Consider the following 20,113-nt stretch of genomic DNA (forward strand, 5'->3'; position numbering starts at 1 on the left):
GCTGAACCAGTTATCATCGAGGTTTTTTTACTGTCTAATGCTCGATAGGATCATCTCATGTCTAACCGCGACCTCATTATTTTTATCACCTTATCTTTTATGTGGTCGCTGTCTTTCATTTTTTATCGTATTGGCGTGCCTGAATTTGGCTCGTTAGCTTTTGCCAGCCTACGTGTGGTCTTGGCTGGACTGACGATGTTGGTGTTTGTAATACTAAAAAAGAAAAACAGAGTAGGCATTCGTGAAAATTGGAAAGTATTAACGTTGGTTGGGCTTTTCTCCGCAGCAGTGCCCTTTATCCTGTTTGCATTTTCAGCGCGCTCGGTAAACGCTGGCGTATTGGCAGTACTTAATGCATCTGTGCCAATGATAAGCGGCTTTATTGCCAGTGTATTTTTTAAAGACAGACTGTCAAAAAAGCAAATTCTCGGTTTGGTGATCGGTGTGATCGGCGTGATGATTCTAATGAGCGAGAACTTATTTGGCGGGCAGGGCGCTGGGTCAGGTTCTGGTTTATTACCGATGGGCTACGCATTATTGGCCTGTGTTGGCTACGCGCTTGGGGCAAATATCACTCGAAATTACTTGGAAAATGTTTCACCAGTAGCGATTACCGCAGGCTCGCTTATCATTGCCAGTGTGATTATGTTGCCTGTGGCGGTTTATGAGTTTCCTTATGGTAAGAGCATCAGTCTCACCGCTTGGATTTCTGTCATTTGTATCGGTGTGTTTTCGACTGCCATCGCGCTGATTTTTATGAATCAGTTGATCAAAAGTATCGGGCCAGTACGAGCAACCAGTATTACTTTGGTGATTCCGATTTTTGCCATTATTTTAGGCTATCTGCTGCTTGGCGAGGCATTGGATACACCCGCGATCATTGGTTCAATAGTGATATTATTTGGTACTTATTTGTCTTTGAATTTGTCTTTTAAAAAGATGCTCAAATCATAAAATATTTACTATTTTTAAATTTCATATAAAAAAACCTGTGTAAAATAAAGTTTATTTTGGCAAAATAGCCCTTCTAAGCACTCCCTATTGTCGCCATCGGCACGCCAAATCGAAGAAAATCGCATTGCGATATACATCCAATAAAAATTTGGCTTTTTTTACCGCGTAGCCATTGGGATAACGTTGCCCATAATCTTCCCAAAATACCGCCCGTTCGACCAGCTCTTCAAAAGTAGTGGTAATGGGCAGCAGCGCTTCAAAAGATATCTTGATTGTCTGTTGCCATCCGCTGGATAAAGGCTTAATGAAATAATCAGTCAATCTGATTAAAGTCATTCGCTTAATATGCTAATAAGAGGCTTTGAATAATGAGTATTATCAATACCGATATCATGCCATATTGATATTTTTGTTTGTAATTTTTCCTTGGAATTACCGTATCTACGCCCTATAAAGAACACGGCTTATGAATAGCGTGCTTAATGCGTTTTAGACGTAATATTAAGTGTGAATTATTCATCATTAACAAATTCTATAACCGTATTTTTATAACAGCAAATAAGGCTTTTTATGGCACATGATAATTTATTCGAAACCGTCAAAATGGGCACCCAAACCCTAAAAAATCGCATTATTATGGCACCTTTGACGCGCTTGCGCTCTGTCGAGCCCGGTGATGTCCCTACAGCGCTTGCTGGCGAGTACTACTCACAGCGTAGCGGTGCTGGGCTTGTCATTGCTGAAGCGACACAGGTTTCTTTTCAGGCAAAAGGCTATGCGGGCGCGCCTGGTATCCATACCGAAGATCAGACGACAGCGTGGAAAACCATTGTCGACAATGTCCATGCAAAAGGCGGCAAGATAGTAGTACAGCTCTGGCACACTGGTCTGGTAGCGCACGAAAGCGTTCAGCCTGATGGTAAGGCGCCGATCTCTGCCTCCGATGTTCATGTGGGAGTACGTACTTCACTGCGCGATAGCAACAACCAAGCCATTCGAGTTGAAGCGACCACACCGCGTCCTGCGACACTGGAAGAGATAGAGCAAGTTATTGCTGATTTCGGTCTTGCGACCAAAAACGCTAAAGAGGCGGGTTTTGATGGAGTGGAAATTCATGGTGCACATGGCTATCTATTACATCAATTTTGGGCTGAGCATACCAATCAGCGCACTGATGAATATGGCGGTAGCCGTGAGAACCGTGCGCGCTTAATGCTGGCTGTGATTGATGCTTGTGTCGACGCATGGGATGCGGACCATGTCGGTATTCGTATTTCACCACTTGGTACGTTTAATAATGTGGAAGCTGGATATAACGAAGATGAAAACATTTGGCTGATTGAGCAAATCAATCAACGCGCTATTATGTATTTGCATTTATCTGAGCCTGATTGGGCAGGTGGAACGCCTTATAGCGATGCGTTCCGTCAGCGTGTTCGCGATGCCTTTGATCAGACAATCATTGCCGCAGGTGGTTATACAGCGGAAAAGGCTGAAAGAAACATCAAGTCAGGCTATATCGATGCCGTGGCGTTTGGCCGTGATTATATCGCCAATCCTGATTTGGCTGAGCGTATTCGTGAAGGCGCGCCGCTAAATGAACAACATCCAGAGAGCTTTTATGGTGGCGGCACAAAAGGCTATACCGATTATCCGTTTTTAAACCAAGCATAATGGTTTGACGGTCAATAAAAAAGCCACCTTGCTATGATTAGCAAGGTGGCTTTTTATGATTTGGTCAATATGATTTAAACTATCTCACCGCAGACAAAACCACTTGCCCACGCCCATTGGAAGTTATAACCACCGAGCCAGCCTGTGACATCCAGCACTTCACCAATAAAATACAGACCATCTTGATAATTACTTTGCATAGTCTTTGATGAGACTTCATCAGTCTTGATGCCGCCACGCGTGACCTCAGCAGTGCGATAGCCTTCGGTACCAGAGGGTTTAAGCTGCCAGCCATTGAGCGTTATGCCAAGTTCAATTAAACGCTCATCTTTAATATTGGCAAGCTCTTTGTCTTTAATATCATCCCAAAGAGTCGTTTGTAGCGCCACAAGCAATTTTTTGGGTAATGCATTGTCTGTATAATCCGTCAATACCGTACGGATAAGCTGTCTTGGATGCGTTTTTTTATGTGCAAGCAATAGGGTGGTTATATCGATATTGGGGAGGAGATTGATACTGATGGTTTCGCCTGTATGCCAGTAGTTGGACAGCTGCAACATGGCAGGACCAGAGAGTCCGCGATGGGTAAATAGTAGTGGTAATTTAAATGAGATGCGATCATTGCTGGCAATCACAGGGAGACTAATACCAGCAAGCGTGCGAATCAGCTCGCCAGTTTTATCAGTAAAAGTGAAAGGTACCAAGCTGGCATCAGTCGTTATTAGACTATGACCAAATTGCTGCGCCAACTCATAGCCCAAACCGCTTGCACCCATGGTAGGAATGGACAGTCCGCCCGTTGCCACGACCAGTGACTCACAGCGAAAGCCTGTTTGCATAGACTTAGCGTTCTCTAGAGCCTCTTTTTTCTCTTGCTTCTCTTTTTTGCTCAGCGCTTTACTGGTCAATAATTGAAAGCGTGCCTTCTTATCGTTTTCGAGTGCTTGCATGCTGTCGACTTGACTGTTGAGCCTGACTTGTACACCGACAGCGGCACATTCATCGAGCAGCATCGTCAAGATGTCTTGCGCCGAATCATCGCAGAATAGCTGACCATGCTCGCGCTCATGGTAGGGTATTTTATGCTGCTCAACCATACCGATAAACTCCCAACTCGGATATCGACTAAGCGCTGATTTACAAAAATGCGGGTTGCTACCGATAAAATGCTCAGGCTCCACAAAATAATTGGTAAAGTTACAGCGCCCGCCACCAGACATAAGGATTTTTTTGCCAGCTTTATTGGCGTGGTCCAATACCAATACACGGCGACCACGGCGACCGGCGGTTAATGCGCAATATAACCCTGACGCACCAGCACCAATGATGATGACATCATAATGCGAGTATTGTGAGGCAGTACAGTGCTTGTCCATGGTCGGTAGTTCCTGATTTTAAAAGAGCAAATAAGGCTCATAGAGCCTATTATCATATAAAGAATGGCGATATCAATTATAGCGCTTGATATCAGGTTGCTATTGTCCATGTTTTATAACAGGTTACAAGGATTAAATAGCATTGTTGCAACTGCATTTAAAAAAATAGCGGTAAAAAATACCAGCCATATAATCTGCAATCTTAAACATACTGGCGTGCTATACAATTGTTGTGATTAGTGGTTGATGCCTTGCAACCATTCAGCATATTTGTCAAACTGTCTTTGAGTGTCACCATTATGGAAGATGACCCTTATTGCCTGTGCCAATCCTCACTATCAGCGATGTTTGCTACAGGTCATAATAATTAAAAAAGGATGAAGCTCATGACTCAAAAATCATTTCCCATTGCGCCTGAATTCCTCGCCGCAGCCAATATTACCGCCGAACAGTATGCTGAACAATATAAGCAATCAATTGCGTCACCTGAGGCGACAGATGCCTTTTGGGCGGAGCGTGCCGAGCTGATTGATTGGATAAAAAAGCCCACCAAAATCAGCGACGTCAGCTACGACTTAGAAGACTTTCGCATTAAATGGTTTGAGGATGGCGAGCTGAATATTTCAGTCAACTGTCTGGATCGCCACGTCAGAAATAATCCCTATAAGCCTGCCATTATTTGGGAAGGCGATCATCCTTCCTTGCATAAAATCATATCATTTAAAGAACTGCATGAAGCCGTTTGTCGCTTAGGTAATGCCATGCGCAAGCTTGGGGTCAAAAAGGGCGACCGCGTTACCTTATATATGCCGATGATACCGGAAGCGATGGTTGCCATGCTGGCGTGTACGCGTATTGGCGCCGTGCATTCGGTGGTCTTTGGCGGTTTTTCCGCTGAGAGCTTGGGTAATCGTATCATTGATAGTCAGTCTAAGCTGGTCATTACCGCTGATGAAGGTATTCGTGGTAACAAGCGTACGCCACTCAAGGCTAATGTCGATCGCGCGCTAGATATGGATGGCACTGACAGTGTCAGTAATGTCATCGTCGTCCATCGTACAGGCAATTCAGTACCGATGAGTGGTCGCCGTGATATCTGGTATCACAGCTTGGTCGATGGTGAGTCGCAGCACTGCGAACCTGAAGTTATGAATGCAGAAGACCCACTGTTTTTATTATATACCTCTGGTTCAACAGGCAAGCCCAAAGGCGTGTTGCACACCACAGGCGGTTATATCACTTATGCGCTGTCCACGTTTCGTGATGTTTTTGATATCAAAGAGGATGATGTGTATTGGTGTACCGCAGACGTCGGTTGGGTGACAGGTCATACTTATGCCACTTACGCACCGCTTGCTAATGGCACCACGACCGTTATGTTTGAGGGCGTGCCAGAGTATCCGACATGGGCACGCATTGGGCATATCATCGATAAGCACCAAATTACTGTCTTGTATACTGCACCGACCGCTATCCGCGCCATGATGAAAGAGGGCGATACCTTTGTACGTGAATCGGATCGCTCAAGTTTGCGCTTACTTGGGACGGTTGGTGAGCCAATTAATCCTGAAGCATGGGACTGGTACTATCATGTCGTCGGTGGCAGCAAGTGTCCGGTTGTCGATACTTGGTGGCAGACAGAAACGGGCGGTATTATGCTCGCGCCAATACCGGGGACGGTCGCAATGAAGCCGGGCGCGGCGATGAATCCTCTATATGGTATCGTCCCTGAAGTCATTGATACTGACGGCGTTGCGCTTGAAGGTGCTGCTGAGGGTAATTTGGTAATTAATAGTAGCTGGCCCGGTCAGATGCGTACCATTTATCAAGACCACGCGCGCTTTTTAACGACGTATTTTACCGAATATCCCGGCTATTATTTTACCGGTGATGGGGTACAGCGTGATGAAGATGGTCACTATTGGATTACCGGTCGTGTCGACGATGTGCTCAATGTGTCAGGACATAGACTGGGCACAGCAGAAATTGAAAGCTCGATCGTTGCACACCCAGCGACGGCAGAGGCAGCTGTCGTAGGAATGCCACACGATATACGTGGCATGGGAATTTGCGCCTTTGTTATCTTAAAGTCGAGTGAGACGGCAACTGAATCACTAAAATCGGAGTTAAACCGCCATGTGCGCTCTGAGATTGGTCCGATTGCCAATCTAGATGCCATCTATATGGTTAATGTACTACCTAAAACCCGCTCTGGTAAAATCATGCGCCGTATTTTGCGTAGTCTAGCGGCAGGACAGTATGTTGGATTGGGTGATTTATCTACCCTAGCTGACAGCTCAGTTATTAACGAGCTGGTCGAAGTGGTTAAAACCGAACGGGCAAAATCACATTGATTGTTCAATATCAATAAAATTTGAATAGGGTCAATGCTTAAAAATGATTGGAAGCTGAGGTAAAAAGCCATGCTATAAAAGTAGCATGGCTTTTTACCGAGATATCATGGATATAGTCGGTCCTAAATAAAAGAAATACAAACATTATAAAGTACTACTGGGGTTAATTTTTCTTGCTTGCTGTGCCTGCGCAGACAGAGGCTGCAAATAATTAACCCTAGTAGTTCTGTACCCTTTTAAAAATGGATTAACTATATTAGCAGGCTTTAGAGGTTCAATATTTTTTAGAATAACCCCCTTACTTTCACCTGACTACTTACTATTTTGCTAAATATTTTATAAGGTTTATTGTCATTATGACTGATTCTACTTTGCATACGACTGAACAATCCATACCAAAAATTGCGATTATTGGCGGGGGTTTGACTGGCTTATTTACGGCTACGTTATTGGAGCGCATTTTTATTGAAGCAAACGGTAAATCAGTATCACCTAAAATTACTATTTTTGAGAAATCCCGTAGCGTTGGTCGTTTAGCGACACGCTATCGCATGGACAGCGCAACGCATAAAAACTGGCAATGGGCATTTGGCGCGCAGTTTTTTACTGCCAAAAGTGCTGACTTTCAGCAGTTTATCAAGCCTTGGATACAGAGCAAATTATTACAGCCGTGGTGTGCCAATGTGGTGGATTTAATACCTTCTGACGATGCCGCTCAGAATGCTGACATACAAGCCAAGGAGCAATGGAGCAGTACCCAAGCGCGTTATATCAGCACGCCCAAAATGACCAGTTGGGGTCGTGCCTTGGCTGATGAACTAAAGTATACAACTATAAACTTTAAAACTCGTGTGGCACCATTACACAAAGAAGGTTTTGTAGAACAAAATGAGACTAATAACAAAACTGAGCTGTTTGATGAGAATGGCAACAGCCTTGGCAGCTATGATTGGGTAATTTGTACAGCGCCCAATGGTCAAGCTGTAGAGCTGATGGCGGATAGCAATTTTAAAGAGCTTGCAAAAATTAGCGAAGCACAGATGCAGGCCTGTTATACCTTGATGCTTGGGTGGGATAAAGAGCAGCTTTTACCTCCTGCATTAAACACGTCACCCCCTTTATGGGATGTGGCTTATGTGCAGGATTCGGTGCTCGATCGTATCTTTATTGAACATCAAAAACCTGACCATAGCAGTCTATTACCCAGTATCACTATTCACGCTCGCAACGATTGGTCGGAGCAGCATGTCGATGACGATATAGAAACTGTAAAAGCAACCTTGCTACAAGCAGCAAAGCAAGCGTTGAGTTGGGATGAAAATAGTACGCCAAGCCAAATCGATTGTCATCGCTGGCGTTATGCTGCAACTCTTAAACAGCTTGATAATACAGAGTTTGGTATTTTAGTTGATGAGCCGCGTCAATGGATTGTCAGTGGCGACTGGTGTGGACAAGGTAACATCGAAAGCTGCTATCAGATGGCAAAACAAACCGTAGCAAAAATCTGCGCTGACCAAATCAGTTAAAAACGATGACTGAAAGTGTGTTTTTTAAAACGGTAAACAAGCTCATAACCAACACTAAAAATTAAAACGTTTATCGTTATAAGAGGAGGTAGAACGCTATGTCTGGATTTGATATCGATATGGAGCTGATGCAATTTCATTTTTTTCAATTAGGAATTGCCTTTATTCTTTCCTTACCGATTGCACTCAACCGCGAGATGAAAGACAACGGCGCAGGGCTTAGAACCTTTCCTTTAGTGACCATTGCTTCCTGTGCTTTTATGCTCGTTGGTATGGATATTTATGATGCGACTGGTGAGGCGAGAATCATGTATGCCATCATCACCGGCATGGGTTTTATCGGTGGCGGTGCGATATTTAAAAATGAACAAGGATCAAAAGGCACAGCAACGGCAGCAAGCCTTTGGAATACCGGCGCTATCGGTATTTCAGTAGCTTATGGGCGTTATGAAATTGCGATTATCTTGTCTGTGGTTGGTTTTTTGATCTTGCAATTCTCTGAGCCGTTTAAGTCAAAAGAAAAGCTGTAGAAACCAATAAAAATACTGCGAGGCGATGTATAAAGGACACCCAGCGAATAAAACGACTAAATAGCAGACAAAAAAAGAGCCCACGGAGGAGATACCGTGGACTGAGGAAAACTTATTATGCGATCAAATGAAAAATCATGAGCCACAAATAAATTGATACAAATTTATTATTACTAGGGGTTGTTCTTATTATTTATATTTGGTTGAAAAGAGACAGTTCAAGAGACTCTTACATCTGCTTACAATTTTTAGTGTACAAGTGTATCGATATCATCGGCTCATGATAACCGACATTCAGCTATTTTCCTAAGCTTGCTTACATGTTATTACGTTTTAGACGGTGTATGTATGGATATATCTAGGCATTCAACAGTATTGAGGTGTTTTTGCAAAAAATAGCGATAAAGAATAGTGATAAAAAACAGATATCACTCATTAAAGTGGCTAAATACGCCACATCTAGGATAAAAATTGCTCGATTAGAAAAATATACGCTTGGCATAAACGATACCTACATAGAGGGCATGACGACTTGGCTGAAAAATGCTAAGCTATCCGTCATTATTAGGTCAATATTAAACTGGGTTTGCCATGACTGAGAGCACGCATTTGCATCCGCAGGAGCCGTCAAGTACGCAGAATAACAAAAGTATTTTTAATTTGCCCAATAACCTGACGATTGCGCGTATCTTGATGATTCCGCTATTTGTTGCGATTGCCTATTGGCCACCTGCTATGGGGATCGGCATGCCCGCAATCTCTGATAACGTGATTGCAAAGGTTGGTATGAGTGACTTTAGCGACAGTCTATTGCGTCACTTGTTATTAACAGGCGTTTTTATCCTAGCAGCCATTACCGATTGGCTTGATGGCTATTTTGCCCGTAAGCTCAATGTGGTATCAGCCTTTGGTCGATTTTTAGACCCAGTCGCTGATAAGCTGATGGTAGCAGCCGCGCTTATTATCTTAGTGCAATGGCATCCCAATATCATCATGGCGATAGCAGCAATTGTGATTATCTCGCGTGAAATCGCCGTATCGGCATTGCGTGAATGGATGGCAGAACTGGGTAAAAGTACCAGTGTGGCGGTGTCTTATGTAGGTAAGCTCAAAACCACCTTTCAGATGATAGCGATTACGGTGCTTTTGTTAAATTGGGAATCGCTTGAAACCATCGGCTATGTATTGATGGTAGCGGCAGTGATTTTGACCTTATGGTCGATGATGATTTATCTTAAAGCTGCGTGGCCGTATTTAAAACAAAGTGGGTAAAAGGTAGCTAAGTAGATAGCGGTTAAATCTTATACTTTTATTCTAAAACTATAAAGCCCAGTCAACAAAAAACGCCAGTCGCATCAGCCACTGGCGTTTTTTATGATAAAAATTTTGTTTTTATCTACTTGATAGTTTAATAATAAATTATAAAGAAACGGAAAAGGTCTCGCCCATATCTTCAGCAGTTTTGCCGTCTTGTACGGCTGCCGCTGCCATCTTAAACATATTCACCACTGTACTACCGCTAAGCCAGCATTCTGCACCATGAGGAACTACTTTAATCAATTGTACGTTTTCATCTTCTTTACCATGCTCAAAAAAGGCATTGTAAACTGGCGACCAAAGCTCGTCCAATTTGGCTTTGTCTGTCGGTAATTCAGCGTTAGCACTGATAGAAACAAAATTCTTTTCATCTTGAGTGGCATAAGTCAGCCCGATTCTTGCATCATCCTGAATATCTTTGACGACATCTGATTTTTTATCGCCGATAAACCAGATCTCTTTATTATCAAGGTTGACTTCACTTGTGGTCATTGGCCACGCATGAATATCGCCTTTTTTATTGCTGGTACTCATCATGGCAAATTTCACGTCTTTGATGACGGCTTGGATTTTATCGAGATGCTCTTGGTTACTCATGGTGGATATCCTTTTTCATTATTGTAAATAAATTATGAATTTATAGTTGTTAGGGAAATAATTATTAACAGGTTAGTGTAGACAAACCGTTTATTTCATAAAAGCTGGCTTTATAAAAACTGGCTGGTCAAGAACTGCTATCTAGAATAGCGATTTCTGCTGGGCTATTTATATAGGTTGCCCGTAAGGCGATGTGAGGGTTTGTAAGGATTATAAGCTTTAGGTAAAAATTGTGACGCTGTGCCGTCAGCCTTGCTGTTTTGATAGCAAATCGTCAGTATTTGCTCGATGCTTTAGCATAATATTACCGAAGCAATTGGCAATTTATCTTGGTTTTGTCCTGCTTATTACAGGGCTTCTTGTTATAATACGCGAACCATTTACTTAGCATGGCAGAGATGCCTGTTATTGCCTATATCCTATGGAATATGCCTTTATGATGACCATCGCCGGACAACCGTTTCTTACCGATTTTCAGACGCAGCAACTCATCAGTCAGTTTCAGCAAAAAACCGAGCTAAATGTCAGCCAAATTCATACCCAGCAAGTGTATGTGTTATCACGAGAACTCGAAGGTGATGAGCATAAAAAAGCGCTAGACTTACTTGCTGTCGACAGTGGCACTGTCCTTGAAGCCCCAAATAGCAATCAACTACAAGTTATCGTTGGTCCACGTTTTGGTACGATATCGCCATGGGCAAGTAAAGCGACCGATATTTTTAATAACTGTGAAATTGCCATTAATCGTGTTGAGCGTGTCATTGTTTATACGCTAACCGTCGATGGAAAAGCAGACGGCGAAGTGAATGCAACGCTACCTAAAGCCGCTGAGCAACTATTATTTGACCGTATGACGCAAAGCTTGGTCTATGATTTAAATGACGTAAATAAACTGTTTGACGATGAAAAGCCGGCATCACTGAATCATATCGATGTGATTGGACAAGGTCAGTCGGCGCTAGAATCAGCTAATAAAGAATTTGGCTTTGCGTTATCGAGTGAAGATATCGATTATCTGATGAATGCCTATGTTAATGAGCTCAAGCGTAATCCAACGGACGTTGAGCTGATGATGTTTGCACAGGCAAACTCAGAGCATTGCCGTCATAAAATCTTTAACGCTGAATGGACGGTAGATGGTGCAGTTCAGCCAAAGTCACTGTTCCAAATGATTAAGAATACTTATAAAGCCAATCCGCAAGGCATCTTATCGGCTTATAAAGATAACGCGGCAGTGATGGCAGGCTCTAAAGGGATGCGTTTTTACCCGATTCCTGTTTCTAATACTGATAATGCCGCTGACGCCAACTCTGCTCATATTTACGATTTCCATCAAGAAGAAATCGATATCTTAATGAAGGTCGAAACTCATAACCATCCAACGGCTATTGCCCCGTATGCGGGTGCAGCGACAGGTGCGGGCGGTGAGATTCGTGACGAAGGTGCAACTGGTCGTGGCGGTAAGCCAAAAGCCGGTTTAACTGGCTTCCATGTGTCGCATCTTCACATTCCAGAGCTTGCAGAAAAATGGGAGCAGTCAGGTCAATTAAGTACACAGGATTATGGTACGCCAGATCGTATGGCAACCAGTCTTGAGATTATGACCGAAGCACCATTAGGCTCAGCTAATTTCTCTAACGAATTTGGTCGTCCAAATTTATGCGGTTATTTCCGTAGTTTCCAATTGGATACTTCAGCGGCAAAAGATGGCAGCCAAATGCGCGGCTATCATAAGCCAATCATGCTTGCCGGTGGTTACGGCAATATCAAACGCAACCTCATTGAAAAAAATGCCATTCAACAAGGTGATTTATTAATCGTCCTTGGTGGTCCTGCGATGCAAATCGGTTTAGGCGGCGGTGCGGCATCTTCTGTCGATAGTGGTTCACTCGATGAAGGCTTGGACTTTGCTTCTGTACAGCGTGATAACGCTGAGATGGAGCGTCGCTGTCAAGAAGTGATGGATCGCTGCTGGGCGCTAGCTGGTAATGACGTTGATGCAAGCAATAATGGTAAAGATGGCAACCCAATCGTCTCATTGCATGATGTCGGTGCAGGTGGTCTGTCTAATGCGATGCCAGAATTGGTCAATGACCATGAAATGGGCGCGGTGCTAAATCTACGTAAAATTCCGTCGCTAGAAGCTGGCATGTCGCCAATGGCTATCTGGTCAAACGAAGCGCAAGAGCGTTATGTGCTAGCGATTCGCCCTGAGAGCAAGGATCAATTCGATGCCATCTGTGCTCGTGAGCGCTGCCCGTATGCCATCTTAGGTGAAGCCACTGAAGTACGTCAGCTTGTTGTGAATGATGAATTGCTCCCTGAGCAACCAGTCGATATGCCGATGCAAGTATTGCTTGGCGGTACACCACAGATGAAGCGTAGTTTTGAGCGTCAAGAAATTATCTTACCAGCTTTAGAGTTAGGCGACGTCAATTTAGCTGAATCAATCAAAGATGTGCTACGTCATCCGACCGTTGCTAGCAAATCATTCCTCATTAGCATTGGTGACCGCTCTATTACGGGTATGGTCGTCCGTGATCAGTATGTGGGTCGCTACCAAGTTCCGGTTGCTGATTGCGCCGTTACAGCATCAGGCTTGGTTGCCCTAGATGGTCAGGCAATGAGCGGTGAAGCGATGAGTGTGGGTGAACGTACGCCAGTAGCTTTGATTAATCCAAAAGCCTCAGCACGCCTTGCCGTTGGTGAAGCGATTACTAACATCGCTGGCGCACGTATTGCTCAGTTATCTGATATCACGATGTCGGCAAACTGGATGGCAGCATGTGGCGAAGACGTAGAAGACGCGGCATTATTTGATGCCGTACATACTGTTGGCGAAGAATTATGTCCAGCACTTGGTATTGCTATCCCCGTTGGTAAAGACTCACTATCGATGCGCGCCAACTGGACGGACGAAGACGAGAACGGCAGCACGGATAAATCAGTCGTTTCACCAATGAGCTTGGTTATTACTGCTTTTGCACCTGTTGTTGATGTGGCAAAAACCTTAACACCTGAGCTAATCAATGGTGATAGCGCGTTTTATCGTATTGATTTATCTAAAGGTCAATTGCGTCTAGGCGGTTCAATCCTTGCACAAACGCTCAGCCAATTAGGTAATGACTGCCCAGATTTAGCGCAACCAAGCGACTTGGTCGACTTCTTTAACTTCATCCAAGCGGGTAATGCCCAAGGCGTCATTAGCGCTTATCACGATATCGGTGATGGTGGTTTGCTGGCGACGATTGCAGAGATGCAATTTACCAGCCGACAAGGTATCAAGCTGTCATTGGACGATAAAAACCTACTCGGTCAATTATTCAGTGAAGAGCTGGGCGCGGTCATTCAAGTCTTACCAGAAAACGTCGCTGCTCTCATGCAATTGGCAGAAGAATTTAACGTCAGCGAAATGATGAGCCTCGTCGGTCAAAGCTCAGAAGAAGACAGCTTAATCATTCAAACGCCTTTGCACATGGCTGATAGCACTCTACGCTTTGAGCGTTCTGAGCTACAACAAGAATGGAGTCAGGTCAGCTATCAGATCGCCCGTCGTCGTGACAACCCAGCGTGTGTACAGCAAGAATATGACTTGATTAGCGATGCTAGCCATAAAGGTCTTATCGCCGCACCAAACTTTGACCTCAATCAAAAGGTTGAAGAGCCGTACTTAAACAGCCGTGACACTAAACCAAGAGTCGCCATCCTGCGTGAGCAAGGCGTCAACGGTCAGACCGAAATGGCGGCAGGCTTTACCCAAGCTGGCTTTGAAGCGGTCGACGTCCACATGAGCGACCTGCTAGAAGGTCGCATTAATCTGCGTGACTTTGACGGTCTGGTCGCTTGTGGTGGCTTTAGTTACGGTGACGTACTCGGCGCAGGCTCGGGCTGGGCAAACTCTATCTTGTTCCATGACGAATTGCGCATGCAGTTTGTGCGCTTCTTTGCCCGTCCAGATACCTTCTCACTCGGTGTCTGTAACGGTTGTCAGATGATGGCCCAGTTAAAAGACCTCATCCCAGGCGCGGAAAACTTCCCACGCTTTATCGCCAATAAGTCGGCTCGTTTTGAAGCGCGTACGGTTAACGTCAAAGTTGAGCGTACCAAGTCTATCTTGTTCAAAGGTATGCAAGACAGTATCTTACCAATCGCTGTCGCGCACGGTGAAGGCTATGCCACGCTGGACAATACCGAGATCGACGGTATGGCAAAACACGGTCAGCTCGCCATGCGCTTCGTCGATAGCCAAGGTCATCCAACCGAGACTTATCCGCTCAATCCAAACGGTTCGCTCGGCGGTGTCACGGGTCTATGTAGCACCGACGGTCGCGTCACCATCATGATGCCGCACCCTGAGCGTACGCTACGTGCCTACAATCATAGCTGGAAGCCAGAAGAGTGGGACGAGGACGGCGCGTGGATGCGTATGTTCCGTAACGCTCGCGCTTGGTTGCGTTAAGATATAGGTTAAGCTGTTTTAAATCATTGTTTTAAACATAAAAAAAGGTGGGCTTCGGCTCACCTTTTTTGTATTTGGGGTTTGGGTTTTTAAGAAGTAGGGGAGCTAATCCCGCCTTACGCTTGTATCTGCCAGTCTGGGCGAGGCGGTGACACAAGTTGAGATGTTGCTGTTGCCTCGACACCACCTCAATCTCTAGCCACCGCAACTCGCCCAAACCAGCAGGATACCGCTACAGTCGGGGCTAAACCGCGCCTACCATTTAACTCAAATGCACTATTAGAAATTCATAAGTTTTCTAGTTCTCCACCTATTTCCATTTACCAACGATTCAAAGTCACCGTTCTCAAGAGCTAAGTTATCTACATGGTCAGTTACAATTATTTGAGGTGAAAATCCAAACTCTTCATTCAGAGAAATACAATAGCTATTTAGTTGATTGAAGATATTTGTAACAGATTTCATATCTTCGTCAAGCTTTTTATCTTCTAGTCCTTCAACCCTTTTAATATCTTCTGTTGAGAAGTTCTCCTTCGTGTCACGGCTAAAATTTGGGAAATAAACTTGAGTTGGTTGGTCTAAGAATAATATAGAAGGGATTAAGCAGTCTTCGCCTAAAGAGACAAAATATTTATGTAATGAAAGAAATAATGTTAAATGAGTATATAACCAATTAGCACCACTACCCATTGACCTCAAGTATATTTTTTTATTCTTATCAGTATCATCATGGTACAAGTCAAAACTATTCAAAGAGAATTTCAAATTTATTGGATCATAAGTTTTTTCGAAGTCAAACTCATTGCCGATATCATACATATATTCATTTATGGTTTTCTCCGCTTCTTCTATAAAGTTAATAATATTATATTTTTTAAGCTCGCCTGTTATAGCTTGCAAGTCTTTCCTAAGCTCTATAAGTTGCGAATCAATTTTGGTATCACTAGAAGGGTTAATTAAGTCAATAATACTAAATAGCTTGTATTTCTGATTATATATTGCTTCGGAAAAATCTTTTCTTTCTCTAATCACTTCATTAATACTTTCAAGTTCCTTCTTTTCTGCTTGTAAGCTTTTAACCTGTTTAGTAAGTTTTTCAGCGTGTCTTTCAGTATCTGCTAATAGTGTCTGAAGAGGAGCGCGCATTTTTTCTGTTAGTCTAAGTGTTTGGTTAAGTTTTTCAATCGCTGTTTTAAGCTGTATAGCCGATTTAGGTAACTCGCTATGCTTAGTCTCACATAAAGGACAGGTGGCATCAAAAACTTTAACCGCTTCTTGATCAACAAGTTTTTCTGAGGTTAGTAATTTATCCTCTTGATTTAATGAGTTTTTAATTGAAGTTATTTTATTCTTTGTATGGTTTAGTTCAACAATTTTTTCGGCATGAGATTCTGAAATAGCTACATAACGCTGATGGAATATATCTGATGAAGAGTCAAAGTTATCAGGATGCAATATGACATGAAGTCTATTTTTACTTTCTACAGGGTTAGATATAATACTTTTCAATTTAATAGGTTCTTTAGGAAACCTCATCAGTGCATACATGTTTTTCAGTTCGGGCTCTAGCTCTAGCTCTTGCTTTTCCTTGTAATAATTAAGCACTTCTTTCTCTTTTTTTAGTTTCTTTATTTCTATCTCAATAGCTTCTTTATTTTTCATCTGTAGAAAATAGTCTTGGTTTACAAATCCTAAAAAAAACTTAGTATGTTTAATAACTTGTTCACGCTTTTCTTTTTGATCAAACCGATAGAATAAAGCGTGCTTATTTGCTATTAAATTTTGATGTTGAAGTAAGAACGACATATAACTACGTATTGTTGGGCGACTCTCTTTTTGGCCTTTATAAAATGTATCTATTGTAGATTCGTCAATGCTATCTATATCTAAAAGCTCATTTCTCATATACTCCTTGAATTTACTGATAGCAAACCTATCTTCGAAAAATTCTATATTGATTATACTTTTTCTATGTTTCTCTATAGTTCTAGTATAAACCCTATTACTTTTAGGTTTTCTACCGAAAACATATATTTGATTCGAGATTGCCATACAAACATAGTAAATTTGAGCGTTGTCAGTAATTACACCTTCAGGAATAGTGTCTTCCGAGCTTCCTAAGCAATAGTCGAATATTTCGATTAACGCACTTTTACCTGTTGAAGATGCTCCTGTGACAATATTTAGTCCAGCTTTAAAATAAACTGGATGTTTTTTATCACTATCATCTATTATACCTATTTCATAAATCATTGATCTCATGGGTTCACCCTCAATCCTTTATAAATTTCAGTAATGGATAAACCACTAAATAATTTTCCTAAATTTGTAGCCTGCTTATGTATTTGTTTTTTATCGTAGTTTTCGTTAGCGATAATTCTTAAAGAAGATTCGTCAACAGTCATCCAATCATTAACTATGCAATAACTTAAGCTTTGTGCAGATAAACGTTTTAAAGCGTCAAATCGCTCTTGTAAATCATAAAATTCTTTGGGATTATCGAACTTGGTAAAAAAGGTTGAACGACTTTTGCCAGATAATCTCACCGTATCTAACTTTTTAGACAGTTCAGGATGACTACATATCGGTATAATAAGTGGAAGTAGTAATATGTTTTGCTCTACTTCTTCCAATGAGTTGTAGAATGATACAATGTGACTTCCATACTTGAAGGGGTTGTAGTAGTAGGTGTGAACGGCGTCAATCATATCCACTTAGTCTATCTCCCATTTTAACTCATCATTTTCATCATCCATAGAGTTATGAATTAAGCCGTTTTTATATGGTTTTGGAGTCATTTCACACTCTTGAACTTGTTCTGCTGGCTCGTCAATGAACTCATTATATAGAATTTTTGCACAATCTATCCTTGGGTGATTTGGATATAAAAGCGAAGCATTTTGATATTTCCTTTTAAATTTCCTTATCAAATCACTCTTATATGTTTTAGTTATTTCTCTATATTTAGGTGATCGTACTGACTCATCCAATAAGGTATTCGTAAATTCAGCGTAGTTTCCTACAGCTTCAGGAATTTCGTCATAATGCTCTATATCTTTTATCTTTTGAACGAAAAGTGATTCATTATGCTTTAATAAGTCAACGTCTGTTGCTAGTGCTCCAGTAAAGGGAGGAAAAGAAAACTTTCCTCTACTATATTTACTCGTTAAGTCTTCAAGCCTATCTTTAAAATCATGCTGATTTATGAACCAGCTATCTTTATCCATTTTTTCGTAAACCCAACCAACAATCCCTTCGAAGTATTGATCTATATTATCATCAGGAATCCCCACTAGTTTGTTAATTAGTTTCATCTTCAAACTATCTATATCATCTGCGCTGTCATTAATTAGCATCTTACCTAATATATCTTTGATTCTTGCACTATTAGAATCACTAAAGATAATTTGCTGAAATTTCAAAACACCTTTAGCGTCTTTCTTTATTTTTTCGGCACCAGTTCTTTTATCATAAATACTTCTTATGATAGCTAGTTTTTCATCAGGAGTTTTGGAGTTCCAACCATTGAGTTGGCTTGTTTTTGATGTAGGCTGAGTTGTATGAAGAATTAAAAAAGCATACTGTGTATGATCAAAATCATCTTTAAGCCAATTATTCAGTGTATTCCAAAAATTAGCGTGACCGTCAGTAAGAAAGTCCGTTTGATCGTAATGTTTACTTTCTATTTGTTCATTATTTTCTAATTCATTGCCACGTATACTTATATCACCATCACTTTCAAACCAAATTGACTGACCTTCATTCAACTCAAAACACTTTTTAATACCAAGTAAAATCTGATAGTGAAACCCTCGTAAAGTAGGTAGTACACTGTTTTTAGTTGAATTCATTATGATACCGCGTTTAAATTTAAATCATAAGTTTTAGATGAAATTAAGCTTAGCACTTAGATGTCATACTTTACAACTAATGTTTAGACTAACTTATAGTAGATGAATTTACTCAGTACATAAAATAGATAGAGCTTGCGACTTATAGAAATACTAAGGTGATAACTTGAATCAATAATGTACTGGGTCTCGTCCCTCGACACAGACCTACAATTTTTTATCGTCTACGTTTGGAATTAATATCTATAGATCTGTCCGCTCATAATCAAGATTATCTCAAATTATGCATAACTGCTATATAAATTAAATATCTGCTAATAGCATCGTCAACCATAATTTAAAAATGAGCGGAGGTATTAAAACTATTCACTCTTCAAAACCTCCTTAGCCTCAGCAATCAACTCATGAATCTTCGCGCTTTCTTTTAGTACACAAGCCTCATACGCAGAGAGCGGCTCGGCTTCCTGCTCTTTTTCTTGCTCCTGTTTGGCTTTTTCTTCTAGATACTTCTGTAGCTCGTCTTGCTCATTTTGCTCGTTGTATTGAGAGTTGCTCATGGCTTATGTCTCCTAATATTTTTTATCGATTAATAAAAGTCATCACGACCAGCATACTTCTTATTGAGTGCCTTTAATATTGCATAAGTTTCTAAATCTAGCTCGCCCGTTGGCTGCTGTGGTCTAAAATGCAATTGAAAAGCATACACGACATTGCGACTGGCTTTATCCCATGCGTCTGTGTCATTGATTTGATAACCGTAATCGCGAAACGCTTGCTTAATCTCAGGTATCGTTACCGCTGCAAACTCGTCTTGATTCATAAAGTATTGCTTATCAAATTCATCATACCAAGCGCCAATGCCGTAATCGAAATACAGTCGCTGCCAAGGAAATTTTGCACCGGAATCGATTTTACGCGAGGGTGCCATATCCGCATGACCGATTATATTCTTTGCTGAGATATTATATCTTTTTGCCAAGTCTTGCACCAGCTGCGCCACTTTCTTAATCTGTAATTCATTAAATTCAACATAATGCTCATAAGGATGATAGTCGAGCGCGCCGTTTTTTAAGGCGTCTCGATATTTAGGCTTAATGCCTGCATTGACAATCTCGATGCCGATAGAGGTATCGTTGAGTATCGTTCTACCAGCAAAGCCGCCCGCGCCAGCATGCCAAGCACGTTCGCTTTCAGGCACTAAGTTATAAATTTTATTATCGTTATTATCCAAGATCAGATAGTGGGCGCTCACATTTCCAGTGGTCAGTGTTTTTATAGATCTGGCATTATCTGAGACGGTGTAGTGCAGGACTATGGATTTAATCCGCTCGCTTTTGCCAGTGGCTTGATAGGTTTCGCTATCAATAACGAAGGGTTCAGTATTCGCTATTTGGGTGTTATTAGTGGTCACGCAGCCAACTAAAGGCAGCGTTAAGGCACATGCTAATGCTAAAAAGATATTTTTTGCCATGAAA

At 41.9% G+C, this 20,113-nt stretch carries 15 protein-coding genes; 7 read left to right on the forward strand and 8 right to left on the reverse strand.

Annotated features, from left to right (window positions below; translation table 11 throughout):
* Positions 1-57: 57 nt before the first annotated feature.
* Complete coding sequence (locus PCRYO_RS01035; RefSeq protein WP_011512572.1) at positions 58-954, forward strand: DMT family transporter; 897 nt, start codon at positions 58-60, stop codon at positions 952-954.
* Positions 955-1,038: 84 nt separating this feature from the next.
* On the opposite strand, the gene PCRYO_RS01040 is transcribed toward PCRYO_RS01035, so the two are convergent.
* Entirely contained in the window at positions 1,039-1,290 is a 252-nt protein-coding gene (locus PCRYO_RS01040; protein ID WP_011512573.1) for a hypothetical protein, read from the reverse strand.
* A 234-nt stretch (positions 1,291-1,524) separates the two neighbouring features.
* Between PCRYO_RS01040 and PCRYO_RS01045 the strand changes: the two genes are divergently transcribed.
* Positions 1,525-2,628, forward strand: coding sequence for an alkene reductase (locus PCRYO_RS01045; protein WP_011512574.1), 1,104 nt, complete (start codon positions 1,525-1,527; stop codon positions 2,626-2,628).
* Positions 2,629-2,702: 74 nt separating this feature from the next.
* On the opposite strand, the gene PCRYO_RS01050 is transcribed toward PCRYO_RS01045, so the two are convergent.
* On the reverse strand, positions 2,703-4,004 hold the full coding sequence (locus PCRYO_RS01050; protein WP_011512575.1) for an NAD(P)/FAD-dependent oxidoreductase: 1,302 nt from the start codon (positions 4,002-4,004) through the stop codon (positions 2,703-2,705).
* Between the two features lie 386 nt (positions 4,005-4,390).
* Between PCRYO_RS01050 and acs the strand changes: the two genes are divergently transcribed.
* The 4 genes from acs to pgsA all read left to right on the forward strand — a co-directional run bounded on the left by acs (position 4,391) and on the right by pgsA (position 9,686).
* Positions 4,391-6,358, forward strand: a complete 1,968-nt coding sequence (gene acs / locus PCRYO_RS01055) for an acetate--CoA ligase (RefSeq protein ID WP_011512576.1) — start codon at positions 4,391-4,393, stop codon at positions 6,356-6,358.
* A 356-nt stretch (positions 6,359-6,714) separates the two neighbouring features.
* Positions 6,715-7,884, forward strand: a complete 1,170-nt coding sequence (locus PCRYO_RS01060; protein WP_011512577.1) for an NAD(P)/FAD-dependent oxidoreductase — start codon at positions 6,715-6,717, stop codon at positions 7,882-7,884.
* A 98-nt stretch (positions 7,885-7,982) separates the two neighbouring features.
* Positions 7,983-8,414, forward strand: a complete 432-nt coding sequence (locus PCRYO_RS01065; RefSeq protein ID WP_011512578.1) for an MgtC/SapB family protein — start codon at positions 7,983-7,985, stop codon at positions 8,412-8,414.
* 591 nt (positions 8,415-9,005) lie between these two features.
* A complete protein-coding gene (gene pgsA, locus PCRYO_RS01075; protein ID WP_011512579.1) occupies positions 9,006-9,686 on the forward strand; it encodes a CDP-diacylglycerol--glycerol-3-phosphate 3-phosphatidyltransferase in 681 nt (226 codons plus the stop codon).
* A gap of 147 nt (positions 9,687-9,833) precedes the next feature.
* On the opposite strand, the gene PCRYO_RS01080 is transcribed toward pgsA, so the two are convergent.
* A complete protein-coding gene (locus tag PCRYO_RS01080) occupies positions 9,834-10,328 on the reverse strand; it encodes a pyridoxamine 5'-phosphate oxidase family protein (protein WP_011512580.1) in 495 nt (164 codons plus the stop codon).
* 436 nt (positions 10,329-10,764) lie between these two features.
* Here PCRYO_RS01080 and purL point away from each other — a divergent pair, with 436 nt between their 5' ends.
* Positions 10,765-14,787, forward strand: a complete 4,023-nt coding sequence (gene purL / locus PCRYO_RS01085; RefSeq protein WP_041752915.1) for a phosphoribosylformylglycinamidine synthase — start codon at positions 10,765-10,767, stop codon at positions 14,785-14,787.
* Between the two features lie 279 nt (positions 14,788-15,066).
* On the opposite strand, the gene PCRYO_RS01090 is transcribed toward purL, so the two are convergent.
* The 5 genes from PCRYO_RS01090 to PCRYO_RS01110 all read right to left on the reverse strand — a co-directional run bounded on the left by PCRYO_RS01090 (position 15,067) and on the right by PCRYO_RS01110 (position 20,109).
* Positions 15,067-17,049: a DUF3732 domain-containing protein gene (locus PCRYO_RS01090; RefSeq protein WP_011512582.1), complete on the reverse strand. Its 1,983-nt coding sequence runs from the start codon at positions 17,047-17,049 to the stop codon at positions 15,067-15,069.
* Complete coding sequence (locus PCRYO_RS01095) at positions 17,046-17,495, reverse strand: three component ABC system middle component (protein WP_011512583.1); 450 nt, start codon at positions 17,493-17,495, stop codon at positions 17,046-17,048. Before PCRYO_RS01095 ends, PCRYO_RS01090 begins: the two co-directional genes overlap by 4 nt.
* A 6-nt stretch (positions 17,496-17,501) precedes the next feature.
* A complete protein-coding gene (locus PCRYO_RS01100; RefSeq protein WP_011512584.1) occupies positions 17,502-18,638 on the reverse strand; it encodes a hypothetical protein in 1,137 nt (378 codons plus the stop codon).
* Positions 18,639-19,000: 362 nt separating this feature from the next.
* Entirely contained in the window at positions 19,001-19,195 is a 195-nt protein-coding gene (locus PCRYO_RS01105; RefSeq protein ID WP_041752917.1) for a hypothetical protein, read from the reverse strand.
* A 29-nt stretch (positions 19,196-19,224) separates the two neighbouring features.
* Positions 19,225-20,109, reverse strand: a complete 885-nt coding sequence (locus PCRYO_RS01110) for an N-acetylmuramoyl-L-alanine amidase (RefSeq protein ID WP_011512585.1) — start codon at positions 20,107-20,109, stop codon at positions 19,225-19,227.
* Positions 20,110-20,113: the final 4 nt, after the last annotated feature.

It is taken from the genome of Psychrobacter cryohalolentis K5 (genome assembly GCF_000013905.1).
Lineage (GTDB): Bacteria > Pseudomonadota > Gammaproteobacteria > Pseudomonadales > Moraxellaceae > Psychrobacter > Psychrobacter cryohalolentis.

Excerpts from the sequence above, each read along its gene's own strand:
- PCRYO_RS01035 (WP_011512572.1), top strand. The coding sequence starts at position 58 with ATGTCTAACCGCGACCTCATTATTTTTATCACCTTATCTTTTATGTGG.
- PCRYO_RS01040 (WP_011512573.1), bottom strand. The coding sequence starts at position 1,290 with ATGACTTTAATCAGATTGACTGATTATTTCATTAAGCCTTTATCCAGC.
- PCRYO_RS01045 (WP_011512574.1), top strand. The coding sequence starts at position 1,525 with ATGGCACATGATAATTTATTCGAAACCGTCAAAATGGGCACCCAAACC.
- PCRYO_RS01050 (WP_011512575.1), bottom strand. The coding sequence starts at position 4,004 with ATGGACAAGCACTGTACTGCCTCACAATACTCGCATTATGATGTCATC.
- acs (WP_011512576.1), top strand. The coding sequence starts at position 4,391 with ATGACTCAAAAATCATTTCCCATTGCGCCTGAATTCCTCGCCGCAGCC.
- PCRYO_RS01060 (WP_011512577.1), top strand. The coding sequence starts at position 6,715 with ATGACTGATTCTACTTTGCATACGACTGAACAATCCATACCAAAAATT.
- PCRYO_RS01065 (WP_011512578.1), top strand. The coding sequence starts at position 7,983 with ATGTCTGGATTTGATATCGATATGGAGCTGATGCAATTTCATTTTTTT.
- pgsA (WP_011512579.1), top strand. The coding sequence starts at position 9,006 with ATGACTGAGAGCACGCATTTGCATCCGCAGGAGCCGTCAAGTACGCAG.
- PCRYO_RS01080 (WP_011512580.1), bottom strand. The coding sequence starts at position 10,328 with ATGAGTAACCAAGAGCATCTCGATAAAATCCAAGCCGTCATCAAAGAC.
- purL (WP_041752915.1), top strand. The coding sequence starts at position 10,765 with ATGATGACCATCGCCGGACAACCGTTTCTTACCGATTTTCAGACGCAG.
- PCRYO_RS01090 (WP_011512582.1), bottom strand. The coding sequence starts at position 17,049 with ATGAGATCAATGATTTATGAAATAGGTATAATAGATGATAGTGATAAA.
- PCRYO_RS01095 (WP_011512583.1), bottom strand. The coding sequence starts at position 17,495 with ATGATTGACGCCGTTCACACCTACTACTACAACCCCTTCAAGTATGGA.
- PCRYO_RS01100 (WP_011512584.1), bottom strand. The coding sequence starts at position 18,638 with ATGAATTCAACTAAAAACAGTGTACTACCTACTTTACGAGGGTTTCAC.
- PCRYO_RS01105 (WP_041752917.1), bottom strand. The coding sequence starts at position 19,195 with ATGAGCAACTCTCAATACAACGAGCAAAATGAGCAAGACGAGCTACAG.
- PCRYO_RS01110 (WP_011512585.1), bottom strand. The coding sequence starts at position 20,109 with ATGGCAAAAAATATCTTTTTAGCATTAGCATGTGCCTTAACGCTGCCT.